Source organism: Microbispora cellulosiformans, assembly GCF_008728085.1.
Lineage (GTDB): Bacteria > Actinomycetota > Actinomycetes > Streptosporangiales > Streptosporangiaceae > Microbispora > Microbispora amethystogenes.
In genome coordinates this window covers 1-12,582 of sequence record NZ_VYTZ01000028.1, presented here as the reverse complement: position 1 = coordinate 12,582, position 12,582 = coordinate 1, and the positions used below count along the sequence as shown (strand labels likewise).

Genomic DNA, 12,582 nt, shown 5'->3' with positions numbered 1-12,582 from the left:
CGGCACGATCACCGCGGTCGGGGCGAACAAGTGCCTGGACGTGGCGAGCAGCGGCACCGCCAACGGCACCAAGGTCCAGATCTGGTCCTGCACCGGCGCCAACAACCAGAAGTGGACCCGCGTCTGAGGCCCTCGCACAGACCACTTCCCACCCGATCCACCCCCTGATGCGACGCCCGGCACGGCCCCACCCCTCGACGACGAGACAACAACGCCGAGACAACGGGAACCGCGCCGGGCGCCGCGACGAAAGGACATCCATGCCGAAAGCCGCGAAGGTCTTACTGAGCGTGTCGGCGGCGGCCGCCGCGCTGGTCGCGAGCGTGTCGCTGCCGACCGCCGTCCAGGCCGCCGACCCGGCCTACAAGGTGCTCGTCTTCTCCAAGACGGCCGCGTTCCGGCACGACTCCATCCCCACCGGCATCCAGGCCATCCGCGACCTGGGCGCCGCGAACAACTTCACCGTCGACGCCACCGAGGACGCGAACGCGTTCACCTCGGGCAACCTCGCGCAGTACAAGGCCGTGATCTTCCTCAGCACCACCGGCGACGTCCTCAACGCCACCCAGCAGACCGCCTTCCAGTCCTACGTCGACGGGGGCGGCGGATACGTCGGCGTCCACTCCGCGGCCGACACCGAGTACGACTGGCCCTACTACGGGCAGCTCGTGGGCGCCTGGTTCAACAACCACCCGGCGATCCAGCAGGCGACCGTCAGGACCGAGGACACCACGCACCCGGCGACCTCCGGCCTCTCGGCGACGTGGTCACGGACCGACGAGTGGTACAACTACCGCACCAACCCGCGGTCCACGACCCACGTGCTGCAGACCCTCGACGAGAGCAGCTACAGCGGCGGGAACATGGGCGACCACCCGATCACCTGGTGCCACCCGCAGGCGTCCGGCCGGTCGTTCTACACGGGCATGGGTCACTCGATCCAGTCCTACTCCGAGCAGGGCATCCGCACGGTGCTGCTGGGCGGCATCAGATATGCCGCCGGAATGGTCCAGGCCAACTGCGCCCCGCCCGGCACCGGCAACGGCTCGACGGTCGAGGCCGAGTCCTACACCTCGCAGTCGGGCGTCCAGCAGACCACCCAGAGCACGGCCGGCGGCGGCAAGGCCGTCGGCTTCATCGAGAACAACGACTGGACGGGCTACTCCTCGGTCAGCACGGCGGGCGCGACCGGGTTCACCGCGCGGGTGTCCTCCGCCGGCTCGGGCGGCACCATCCAGATCCGCTCCGGCTCGCAGACCGGCACCCTGCTCGGTCAGGTCTCCGTGCCGGTGACCGGCAACTGGGACACCTTCACGACCGTGTCCACGACCCTGAACGGGTCGGGGTCCGGGCCGCTCTTCCTGGTCTTCACCGGAGGGTCCGGCTATCTGTTCAACGTGGACTCGTTCTCCCTCACCAAGTCCGGCTCCAGCCCGAGCCCGAGCCCGAGCGCCAGTCCGAGCCCGAGCGCCAGCCCGAGCCCGAGTCCGAGCCCGAGCGCCAGCCCGAGCCCGAGTCCCAGCCCGAGCGCCAGCCCCACTCCCACCAGCCAGACGGTCGAGGGTGAGGCGTACACCGCGCAGTCGGGCCTGCAGCAGGCGAACCACACCACCGCCAGTGGCGGCAAGACCGCCGGCTACATCAACAACGGCGACTGGGCGGCGTACTCGCAGGTGAACACCCAGGGCGCGAAGACGTTCTCGGCGCGGGTGTCCTCCGGTGGCTCCGGCGGGACGATCCAGATCCGGTCCGGGTCGCAGAACGGGACGCTGCTCGGCCAGGTCGCGGTCTCGTCCACCGGAAGCTGGGACACCTTCGCGACGGTCTCGACCACGCTGAACGGCTCGGCGTCCGGGCCGCTGTACCTCGTCTTCACCGGCAACGGCACCGGCTACCTTTACGACCTCGACACCATCACGGTCACCAAGTGACCCGCTGACGCCGATGACGCGGCGGCCCGGCGGCGAGGACGTCTCGCCGCCGGGCCGTTTCACTGGGGAGGGGTCAGCTCCGGGTCCACTTCTGGCTGGTCGTGCCGGTGCAGGACCACAGCTGCACCTTCGTGCCGTTCGCGGTGCCGAAGTTGCTCGCCTCCAGGCACTTGCCCGACTGCACGCCGGTGATGGTGCCGTCGGAGTTGACGTTCCACTGCTGGTTGCCCTGGCCGTTGCAGTCCCAGATGATCGCCCGGGTGCCGTTCGCGCTGCCGCCGGCCTCGGCGTCCAGGCACTTGTTGCCGTACACCTGCAACTGCTTCGACGAGGTGTACGTCCACTGCTGGTTGGCCTGGCCGTTGCAGTCCCAGAGGTTGAGCTGGGAGCCGTTGGCGGTGCTCGCGCCCGGAACGTCCAGGCAGCGGCCCGCGTTGACGTTGCGCACCGCCGTCGCCCCGCCGCCCGGAGAACTCGGAGAAGCCGACGGCGACGGACCCGAGGTGTCGGGGGGCAGGAGCGTGACGGTGTAGGTGTCGTCGACGCTCGTGTGCGGGACGTTCACGGTGGCGTTGTTGTTCGACACGTTCACCACCGTGTTCTGCACGGTGACCGGGCCGGTGACGGCGCCGCCGCCGTTGTAGGGGACGCGCTCCACGACGACCCGCACCTGGTTGTTCTGAACCAGACCGCTGGTGGTGTCGAGCCGCTGCAGGTTGACCGCCACGTTCCCGGTCGTGCTGCCGCCCCCGACCAGGATCTTGGCGTTCCCGGTGTCCTTGGTGGCGAAGGCGTCGTAGTTCGAGCTGGGGGTGACCGAGGCGATCTGCCCGGTCTGGGAGCCGTAGAAGCGGTAGACCCACCATTCACCCTTGGGCGAGTACTGGCCGGCGGAGTTGTGGGTCAGGAGATTGCCGAGGTCGTTGTGCAGGTTGTTCCCGCCCGCCCAGTTCGCGCGCAGGCCGTCGGCGCCGGCCCGCTCGAGACGCGCGATGTACCAGGCGCCGTCACCGGGGTTCTGCTCGTTCGACGCGCCGTACTCGTTGATCTGGTACGGGCGGGGGTGGGCGATGCCCCGGGAGCCCAGCGTCGTGTTGGCCGTGTTGACGTTCGCCACCGGGTCGCCGGGCAGCGAGTGCCAGCTGATGATGTCGGGCACGGCGTTGTTGGCCTTGACGTAGTCGAGGTACTGCGTCCACCAGCCGCCGGTGGAGGGCACGCCCGCGAAGCTCGGGCCCACGATCAGGTGGGACGGGAACGCGGCGCGGATGCGCTGGTAGGCCCGCTTCCACATCTCGAAGTACTGCGACTGCGGACGGTTCCAGAACAGGGTGATGTTCGGCTCGTTCCAGAGGTCCCACTGGACGGGCGCGCCCGTCGCCCGCACGTCGTCGATCAGGCGGGTGAGGAAGTTGTCGTAGTCGGTCCAGTTGCCGTTGTCGCCGGGGAAGCGCGAGATGGGATAGCCGTCCGCGCCCCACAGGTCGTGCACGAGCAGGATGAACTCCCCGCCCAGCGAGCGGGTGCGCAGCAACTGCGCGCGGGTGGCGTTCCACCGCCGGTCGTACTTGCCCGACACCCACCCGCCGGGGCTGTCGAGCTGCGCGCCACCGGCCCGCATGTAGCGGAACTTCACGTCACGGAAGTAGTTGTCGGCGGGTGCCGCGCCGTTCTCGGTCATCCCGTAGATCCACCCCGACGCCCGGTAGGTCGGGGAACCGTTCGTGACGGAGAAGTTCACGGTGATGGACTCGTCGGCGGCCTGGGCCGGTCCTGCGGCCGCGAGGACGGACGCGGCGGCCATGGCCGTGGCCGACAGCAGTGCGGCGAGGCCGTGGCGACGCCGGCGTCGCGTACGGGGGGTGGTGTCCACTGGCGACTCCTTGGACAGAGGGGGGTTGGGGAGTTGTTCTCGGAAGCTGGATGGGGGCGAGTGGAATGCCGAACCTCTCCCGGGGCTTCCCGGACGCCGTCGCGGAGCGGTTCCCGGCGGGCCTCACCGGTGGCCGCGCCGGAGGCGCGGCGGAGGCGTCCGCCGGATTAATCGAATCGATTCGTCGGGAAGCCTAGGCTTGCCTCTGAGTTGATGTCAATGGCGGGTGTCATGTATGTGTACGGGCTGTTTCCCAGCCAGCGTCACGGCGTGCGATCCCGTGGACCGGCACCGGTTTCATCGCATGAAACTTCCATCGAACCGGTTAGAGACCGGATGCGGTGAGCCGAGGAGGTGACCTGCGATGCCGGTCGTTTGCGTCCCGGCCTCCGCCCGTCCGGTGGTTACGCTTGGCGCGAAAGAACCACGGGGCGCCGGCGCCCCGCCCGGGCCTTCCCGGCCTGCTGCCGGGCCCTTCGCGCCGAAGACGCGCAGCCCACGGCGGGTGTCCCGGTGGCGCGCCGGGTCGCGCCCGCCCGTCCGCCGGGCCGATCCTCGTCTTCCGCGCCGGGATTGCGGAGGGGCTTACCAGGGGCCGGGCAACTAGAGTGAAGACTCCGATTCAGGCTCAGCATTCGGAGGGAGCCGACATGTTCGAGAGGTTCACCGACCGTGCGCGGCGGGTTGTGGTCCTGGCTCAGGAAGAGGCCCGGATGCTGAACCACAACTACATCGGTACCGAGCACATTCTTCTTGGTCTGATCCATGAGGGCGAAGGTGTGGCGGCCAAGGCTCTGGAGAGCCTGGGGATCAGCCTCGAGGGGGTGCGCCGGCAGGTCGAGGAGACCATCGGCCAGGGGCAGTCGGCGCCGTCGGGGCACATTCCCTTCACTCCGCGTGCCAAGAAGGTGCTCGAGCTGTCGCTTCGTGAGGCGTTGCAGCTTGGGCACAACTACATCGGCACCGAGCACATCCTGCTGGGTTTGATCCGGGAGGGTGAGGGTGTCGCGGCGCAGGTGCTGGTGAAGCTGGGCGCTGACTTGAACCGGGTGCGGCAGCAGGTGATCCAGTTGCTGCACGGTTACCAGGGCAAGGAGCCGGCGGCGGCGGGCGGGCCGCAGGAGTCGGCGCCGTCGACGTCTCTGGTGTTGGACCAGTTCGGGCGGAACCTGACCCAGGCCGCGCGGGAGGGCAAGCTCGACCCGGTGATCGGCCGGGACAAGGAGATCGAGCGCGTCATGCAGGTGCTGTCGCGCCGTACGAAGAACAATCCGGTGCTGGTCGGCGAGCCGGGTGTGGGCAAGACCGCGGTGGTGGAGGGCCTGTCCCAGAAGATCGTCAAGGGTGAGGTGCCCGAGACGCTGAAGGACAAGCAGCTCTACACCCTCGACCTCGGCGCGCTGGTCGCCGGGTCGCGCTACCGCGGCGACTTCGAGGAGCGCCTGAAGAAGGTCGTCAAGGAGATCCGCACCCGCGGCGACATCATCCTGTTCATCGACGAGCTGCACACGCTCGTCGGCGCGGGCGCGGCCGAGGGCGCCATCGACGCCGCCAGCATCCTCAAGCCTCCGCTCGCGCGGGGCGAGCTGCAGACCATCGGCGCCACGACGCTGGACGAGTACCGCAAGCACGTGGAGAAGGACGCGGCGCTGGAGCGGCGGTTCCAGCCGATCCAGGTGGCCGAGCCGAGCCTGTCGCACACGATCGAGATCCTCAAGGGCCTGCGGGACCGCTACGAGGCGCACCACCGGGTGTCGATCACCGACAGCGCGCTGGTGGCCGCCGCGACGCTGGCCGACCGTTACATCAGCGACCGCTTCCTGCCCGACAAGGCGATCGACCTGATCGACGAGGCCGGGTCGCGGATGCGGATCCGCCGGATGACCGCGCCGCCGGACCTGCGCGAGTACGACGAGAAGATCGCCGACGTCCGGCGCGAGAAGGAGTCCGCGATCGACGCGCAGGACTTCGAGAAGGCCGCCGCGCTGCGCGACCAGGAAAAGCAGCTGCAGGTGCGCCGGGAGCGCCGGGAGAAGGAGTGGAAGGCCGGCGACATGGACGTCGTGGCCGAGGTCACCGAGGAGCTCATCGCGGAGGTGCTCGCGGCGGCCACCGGCATCCCGGTCTTCAAGCTCACCGAGGAGGAGTCGCAGCGGCTGCTCCGCATGGAGGACGAGCTGCACCGGCGGATCATCGGCCAGGACGACGCCATCAAGGGCCTGTCCCGGGCGATCCGCCGCACCCGCGCCGGTCTGAAGGACCCGCGCCGTCCGGGTGGCTCGTTCATCTTCGCCGGACCGTCGGGCGTGGGTAAGACCGAGCTGTCCAAGGCGCTGGCGGAGTTCCTGTTCGGCGACGAAGACGCGCTGATCATGCTGGACATGTCCGAGTTCATGGAGAAGCACACCGTCTCGCGGCTGTTCGGCTCCCCGCCCGGCTACGTCGGGTACGAGGAGGGCGGCCAGCTCACCGAGAAGGTGCGGCGCAAGCCGTTCTCCGTGGTCTTGTTCGACGAGGTCGAGAAGGCCCACGGGGACATCTTCAACTCGCTGCTGCAGATTCTGGAGGACGGTCGCCTGACCGACGCCCAGGGCCGGGTGGTCGACTTCAAGAACACCGTCATCATCATGACGACCAACCTCGGCACCCGGGACATCTCCAAGGGTGTGGGGATGGGCTTCTCGAAGGCCGACGACAGCGAGTCGAACTACGACCGGATGAAGGCGAAGGTGCAGGAGGAGCTCAAGCAGCACTTCCGGCCGGAGTTCCTCAACCGTGTCGACGACATCGTGGTCTTCCACCAGCTGACGCCCAAGGAGATCATCCAGATCGTGGACCTGATGCTCGCCCAGGTGGCCGAGCGTCTCAAGGACCGCGACATGGGCCTGGAGCTGACGCCGGCCGCCAAGCAGCTGCTGGCCGACCGGGGATACGACCCGGTGATGGGCGCCCGTCCGCTGCGCCGGACGATCCAGCGGGAGCTGGAGGACACCCTGTCGGAGAAGATCCTCTATGGCGAGCTGCGGCCGGGCCAGGTCGTGAAGATCGACATCGAGGGCGAGGGCGACAACGCCACGTTCGTCTTCACCGGTGAAGCAGGGCCCTCGCAGGTGGCCGACGGGGCGGCCACCGCCGCGCTGCCCGCCCGCTGACCGCGCGCCCCCAGGCCGGAAGACGGGACATATGCGCGAAGACCAGGCATTCTGGATCGACGCCCGCTCCGACCGGGAGCGCGCACGTGGAGGCGACAGCCGCTACGCCGAGTTGCTGCGCGACAACATCGGCGCGTTCGACGGCGTCTGGGGCGACATCGCCCCGGTCGCGTTCGCCTGCGCCGCCTGGCGGGTCGCCACGCCTCCCGTCGCCTCGCCGGGGCTCGTGCGGTGGCATCGCCGGATCCTCTCGGCCTCGTGCGCGCGCAACGGCTGGGACGGATCGATGATCGCCCGGATCAGCCTGGTCTCGCCGCCGCCCGCGGCGCTCACCGCGTCGCGGGCCTGGTGGCGGGACCGGGGCTGGGAGGGGTGGCCGGAGGTCTTCGGCCAGTACGTCGAGCCGGCCGAGCGGGATCTCACCAAGATCCCGTTCGTGCGGCCCGTCCTGCTCGTGGACGCGCCGCTGCCGCTCGACGACCTCCCCCCGGCGCCGGACGGCCCCGCCGAGGACCTGCCGGAGCTGGCCCACCGGGCCCTGGTGGTGCTGGTCCGCGAGCTGAACCGGCTGATCGGCCCGATGATCGCGCAGATCGAGAGCCTGGGCCGCTCGGGCTAGGGCGACTCGGCGGCGGGGGAGGGGCGCAGCCCGTCGAACACGACGGCCAGGGTGCGGTCGCGGACCTCAGGGGACCATCCGGCGTGCAGCGACGCCTGGCACAGGCCGATCAGCAGCGCCAGCACCTCGGGGACCCCGACGTCCCGCCGTACGGCTCCCGCCCGCTGGGCCCCGGCGAGCAGCGCCGCCACGGAGTCGCGCAGCGCGTCGACGGGCTTGGCCACGGTGACCTCGACGCCCGCCTCGGCCAGCAGATCGACGACCGTTCGCTGCTCCGCGGCCTGACCGATCACCCAGGTGAAGAACTCGAAGAACGCGGTGGCCGGCTCGCCGGTGCGCGCGAGATTCCCGGTCTCCGCGGCGACGCGTACGGCGAGCACCTCGATGATCGCCTGGAGGAGCGCCTCCTTCGTCGGGAAGTGGCGGAACACGGTCCCGATGCCGACCCCGGCCTTCTGCGCGATCTCCTCGGTGGAGGCGGACGGTCCCTTGAGCGCGAAGACGACCTCGGCGGCCTCCAGGATGCGCTGCCGGTTGCGCTGGGCGTCCGAGCGCAGCGACCTGGCCATGGAACCCCCCGCGCCTCGCCGCTCTCCGAGCGGGTGCCCCGCGCCGCTCAACAGGAGCTGTGACTCCGATTGTAGGGGACGCCCCTTGGCGACGCGGAGAGCCGCGCGCCCATCGGTGAGACGACGACGCCGACCGGACATGCACGACATGTCCGGCCGGCGCATCGGTTTCCGCGCACAGGCGGCGGCACGACCACCGGCCGGGGGAGCGGCCGGCGTCCCCGGTTTTCCCGGGCTGTCCGCGCCCTTCCGCTACTTGGACTTGTTCTTGTTGTAGACGTCGAAGGCCACTGCGAGCATCAGCACGCCGCCCTTGATCGCCTGCTGCCAGTCGACGCCGAGGCCGAGCAGCGACATGCCGTTGTTCATCACGCCCATGACCAGGCCGCCGACGATGGCGCCGACGACGCTGCCGACGCCGCCCGACGCCGAGGCGCCGCCGATGAAGGCCGCGGCGATGGCGTCGAGCTCGAAGTTCGTGCCCGCCTTGGGGGTGGCCGCGTTGAGCCGGGCGGCGAACATCAGCCCGGCGAGGGCGGCCAGCACGCCCATGTTGACGAACACCCAGAACTTCGTCTTCTTGGTCGCGATGCCCGACAGCGCGGCCGCGCGCTCGTTGCCGCCGACCGCGTAGATGTGCCGGCCGACCACCGTGCTCGTCGTGACGAACGAGTACGCCGCGGTCAGCACGATCACCACCAGGCCGACGATCGGCAGGCCCTGGTAGACCGCGAGGACCCACGCGAACGCCACGATCACGGCGACGATCGCGACGGCCTTGAGCACGAACCACTGCAGGGCGGGCACGGCGAGGCCGTACTCGCGCCGCCTGGCGCGCGAGCGCCAGTCGTTCCACACGATCACCGCGGCCCCGGCGAGCCCGAGCAGGATGGTCACCAGGTGCAGGTCACCGGCGCCGAACTCCGGCACGAAGCCCGAGCCCAGCTGCCGGAACCCGGAGGGGAACGGCGCGATCGACTGCCCCTGCAGCACGACCATGCTGAGGCCGCGGAACAGCAGCATGCCGCCGAGCGTGACGATGAACGCCGGGATGCGGGCGTAGGCGATCCAGAAGCCCTGGAACGCCCCGATCAGCCCACCCGTGACGAGCGCGCCGACCACGACCAGCGGCCACGGCAGGCCCCAGTTCACGATCGCCACGCCCGTGACCGCGCCCACGAACGCCGCCACCGAGCCGACCGACAGGTCGATCTCCCGGTTGATGATCACCAGCATCATGCCGATCGCCAGCACGAGCACGTAGCCGTTCTGCATGATCAGGTTGGTGACGTTCAGCGGTTTGAGCAGGATGCCGTCGGTCAGGATCTCGAACAGCACGACGATGACGACCAGCGCGGCGATCATCCCGTACTGCCGGAGGTTCCCCCGCAGGCGGGGACCGGCCGACCCGCCCGAGGACGCGGGGGTGGTCGCCGGGCGGTCCACCACGGTCATCGGGCCACCGCCGGTGTGTTCGTCATCAGCCTCATGACAGCCTCCTGTGTCGCTTCCCGCCGTCCGAGCTCACCGGTGATCCGCCCCTGGCTCATCACGTAGATCCGGTCGCACATGCCGAGGAGCTCGGGCAGCTCCGAGGAGATCAGCAGTACGCCCTTGCCCTCGGCGGCGAGCCCCTGGACGATCGTGTAGATCTCGTACTTCGCGCCCACGTCGATGCCCCGGGTGGGTTCGTCGAGGATGAGCACGTCGGGGTTGGTGTACATCCACTTGCTCAGCACGACCTTCTGCTGGTTGCCGCCGCTGAGGTTGCCGGTCTTGGTGAAGACGCCGGGCGCCTTGATCCGCAGCCGGTGGAGGAACCCCTCGGCGTCGGCCACCTCCCGGTGCAGGTCGATGACCGAGCGCCGGGAGACGCGGTGCAGGTTGGCCAGCGTGACGTTGCGCCGGATGTCCTCCTCCAGCAGCAGGCCGAGCTCCTTGCGGTCCTCGGTGACGTACGCGAGGCCGGCCGCGATGGCGTCGCCCACCGTGGCCAGGTGCAGCTCGCGGCCGTCCTTGCGGAGCGTGCCGCTGATCCGCTGGCCGTACGACCGGCCGAAGACGCTCATCGCGAGCTCGGTGCGGCCGGCGCCCATGAGCCCCGCGATGCCGACGATCTCGCCGCGCCGCACGGTGAGGCTCGCGTCGCGGACGACCTGCCGGTCGGGGACCGTGGGGTGGAAGACGTTCCACCCCTCGACCTCGAACAGCACGTCGCCGATCTCCGGAGTGCGGGGCGGGTAGCGGTGGTCGAGGTCGCGCCCCACCATGCCCCTGATGACGCGGTCCTCGTCCACCCCGTCGGCGACGTCGAGCGTCTCGATCGTCCGGCCGTCCCGCAGGATCGTGATCGCGTCGGCCACGGCCATCACCTCGTTCAGCTTGTGCGAGATGAGGATCGAGGTGATGCCGTGGTCGCGCAGGTCACGCAGGAGCCGCAGCAGGTTCTCGCTGTCGGTCTCGTTGAGCGCGGCGGTCGGCTCGTCGAGGATGAGCAGCTTCACGTCCTTGGCCAGTGCCTTGGCGATCTCGACGAGCTGCTGCCTGCCCACTCCGAGCGCGTTCACCGGGGTGTCCGGGTCCTCGCGCAGGCCCACCTTCTCCAGCAGGCGCACGGTCTCGTCCGACGTGGCGTGCCAGTCGATGACCCCGCGCCGCGCCCGCTCGTTGCCGAGGAAGACGTTCTCCGAGATCGACATGCCCGGGATGAGCGCGAGCTCCTGGTGGATGATGACGATGCCCGCCGCCTCGCTCTGCCGCAGGCCGCGGAAGGCGCAGGGGCGGGAGTCGAGGAGGATCTCCCCCTCGTAGCTCCCGTGGGGGTAGACCCCGCTGAGCACCTTCATCAGCGTGGACTTCCCGGCGCCGTTCTCGCCCACGAGGGCGTGGACGGTCCCGCGCTCGACGTCGAAGTTCACGTCGTCGAGCGCGCGGACACCGGGGAACTCCTTGGTTATCCCCCGCATCCGGAGGATATGGTCGGGCATCGGAGGCCCCTTTCGTGCCGTGAACCCGCGAGGCTCAGCCGGTGAGCTGGGCCTCGGTGTAGTAACCGCCGTCGACCAGGATCTGCTTGTAGTTGTCCTTGTCGACCGACACGGGCTTGAGCAGGTACGACGGCACCGTCTTGACGCCGTTGTTGTAGCTGTCGGTGTTGTTGACCTCGGGCTTCTTGCCCTGGACGACGGCGTCGGCCATCGAGGCCGCCACCTTCGCCAGCTCACGGGTGTCCTTGTAGACGGTCTGCGTCTGCTCGCCCGCGATGATCGACTTGACCGACGCCAGCTCGGCGTCCTGACCGGTGATGATCGGCAGCGGCTTGCCGGAGGAGCCGTACCCGACGCTCTTCAGCGCGGAGATGATGCCGATGCTGATCCCGTCGTACGGCGAGAGCACCGCGTCGATCTTCTCGGACGTGTAGTTCGCGCTCAGCAGGTTGTCCATGCGGGCCTGGGCGGTGGCGCCGTCCCAGCGCAGCGTCGCGACCTGCTCCAGCTTCGTCTGCTTGCTGCGCACCACGAGCTTGCCCGAGTCGATGTACGGCTTGAGCACCGACATGGCGCCGTTGAAGAAGAACACCGTGTTGTTGTCGTCGGGGGAGCCGGCGAACAGCTCGATGTTGAACGGGCCCTTGCCGTCCTTCAGCCCCAGCTTGTCCTCGATGTAGCCCGCCTGCTGCACGCCGACCTGGAAGTTGTCGAACGTGGCGTAGTAGTCCACGTTGGGGGTCTTCATCAGCAGCCGGTCGTAGGCGATGACCGGGATCTTCTGGCCGGCCGCCTGCTGCAGCACGTCGGTGAGGGCGGCGCCGTCGACGGCCGCGACGACGAGCACCTTCACGCCCTTGGTGATCATGTTCTCGACCTGGGAGACCTGGGTCTCCACCACGTCCTCGGCGTACTGCAGGTCGGTGTCGTAGCCCAGCGACTTGAACTGCTGGACCATGTTGTCGCCGTCCTTGACCCAGCGCTCGGACGACTTGGTGGGCATCGCGATGCCCACGGTTCCCTTGCCGCCGGCGGTCGTGTTCCCGCCGTCCCCGCTGTCCGCGCTGTTGCCGCACGCGGCCGCGAGCAGCAGTAACAGCCCCGCTACCAGCGCGCCTGTGAATTTGCGCATGAGACAATCTCCTTCGGAATGGTTGTTCCTCGCGTCCCGTCGGGGGCCTAGACCGGCGGGACGCGGTTTTCCCGCCCGGCTGTGGAGCCGGGCGGAAGCTCTCACGGGCTCATGCCGGTGCTCTCCCTGACCACGAGTTCGGGCTCGACCAGGCGCCCCGGTTCGCCGTCGTGGGTGGCGATGCGGTGCAGGAGGAGGCGGAACGCCTGGCGGCCGAGCTCGCCGAAGTCCTGCCGCACGGTGGTCAGCGGCGGCCAGAAGTACGCCGCCTCCGGCACGTCGTCGAACCCCACCACGCTCACGTCCTCGGGCACCCGCC

The 12,582-nt window shown here is 69.4% G+C and carries 10 protein-coding genes; 4 read left to right on the top strand and 6 right to left on the bottom strand.

Annotation, left to right across the window (positions count from 1 at the left end; translation table 11 throughout):
- The first annotated feature begins 7 nt into the window (after window positions 1-7).
- Together F5972_RS36465 and F5972_RS36460 are read left to right on the top strand one after the other, a co-directional pair.
- Window positions 8-127 carry an RICIN domain-containing protein gene (locus tag F5972_RS36465; protein WP_225312050.1) on the top strand — a complete coding sequence of 40 codons (120 nt, stop codon included), beginning with the start codon at window positions 8-10 and terminating at the stop codon, window positions 125-127.
- A 133-nt stretch (window positions 128-260) separates the two neighbouring features.
- Complete coding sequence (locus F5972_RS36460) at window positions 261-1,931, top strand: ThuA domain-containing protein (protein WP_150940674.1); 1,671 nt, start codon at window positions 261-263, stop codon at window positions 1,929-1,931.
- A 73-nt stretch (window positions 1,932-2,004) separates the two neighbouring features.
- On the opposite strand, the gene F5972_RS36455 is transcribed toward F5972_RS36460, so the two are convergent.
- The gene (locus tag F5972_RS36455; protein WP_225312220.1) at window positions 2,005-3,804 is read right to left on the bottom strand and encodes an RICIN domain-containing protein; all 1,800 of its coding nucleotides are present in this window, start codon (window positions 3,802-3,804) and stop codon (window positions 2,005-2,007) included.
- Window positions 3,805-4,454: 650 nt separating this feature from the next.
- Here F5972_RS36455 and F5972_RS36450 point away from each other — a divergent pair.
- Both F5972_RS36450 and F5972_RS36445 read left to right on the top strand, forming a co-directional pair.
- Window positions 4,455-6,956 (top strand): ATP-dependent Clp protease ATP-binding subunit, encoded by a 2,502-nt coding sequence (locus F5972_RS36450; RefSeq protein WP_150940672.1) that lies wholly within the window; start codon window positions 4,455-4,457, stop codon window positions 6,954-6,956.
- Window positions 6,957-6,987: 31 nt separating this feature from the next.
- The gene (locus F5972_RS36445; protein WP_150940670.1) at window positions 6,988-7,575 is read left to right on the top strand and encodes a hypothetical protein; all 588 of its coding nucleotides are present in this window, start codon (window positions 6,988-6,990) and stop codon (window positions 7,573-7,575) included.
- On the opposite strand, the gene F5972_RS36440 is transcribed toward F5972_RS36445, so the two are convergent.
- From F5972_RS36440 to F5972_RS36420, 5 genes are all read right to left on the bottom strand, one after another.
- Window positions 7,572-8,144 (bottom strand): TetR/AcrR family transcriptional regulator, encoded by a 573-nt coding sequence (locus tag F5972_RS36440; RefSeq protein ID WP_150940668.1) that lies wholly within the window; start codon window positions 8,142-8,144, stop codon window positions 7,572-7,574. The two genes, F5972_RS36445 and F5972_RS36440, sit on opposite strands and share 4 nt — an antisense overlap.
- A gap of 252 nt (window positions 8,145-8,396) precedes the next feature.
- Complete coding sequence (gene mmsB / locus F5972_RS36435) at window positions 8,397-9,593, bottom strand: multiple monosaccharide ABC transporter permease (RefSeq protein WP_404803103.1); 1,197 nt, start codon at window positions 9,591-9,593, stop codon at window positions 8,397-8,399.
- A 2-nt stretch (window positions 9,594-9,595) separates the two neighbouring features.
- A complete protein-coding gene (gene mmsA, locus F5972_RS36430) occupies window positions 9,596-11,131 on the bottom strand; it encodes a multiple monosaccharide ABC transporter ATP-binding protein (protein ID WP_150940664.1) in 1,536 nt (511 codons plus the stop codon).
- A gap of 34 nt (window positions 11,132-11,165) precedes the next feature.
- Window positions 11,166-12,263, bottom strand: coding sequence for a multiple monosaccharide ABC transporter substrate-binding protein (gene chvE / locus F5972_RS36425; RefSeq protein ID WP_150940662.1), 1,098 nt, complete (start codon window positions 12,261-12,263; stop codon window positions 11,166-11,168).
- Window positions 12,264-12,364: 101 nt separating this feature from the next.
- Window positions 12,365-12,582 (bottom strand): substrate-binding domain-containing protein (locus tag F5972_RS36420; RefSeq protein ID WP_191910501.1); only part of this gene is annotated, 218 nt, incomplete at its 5' end.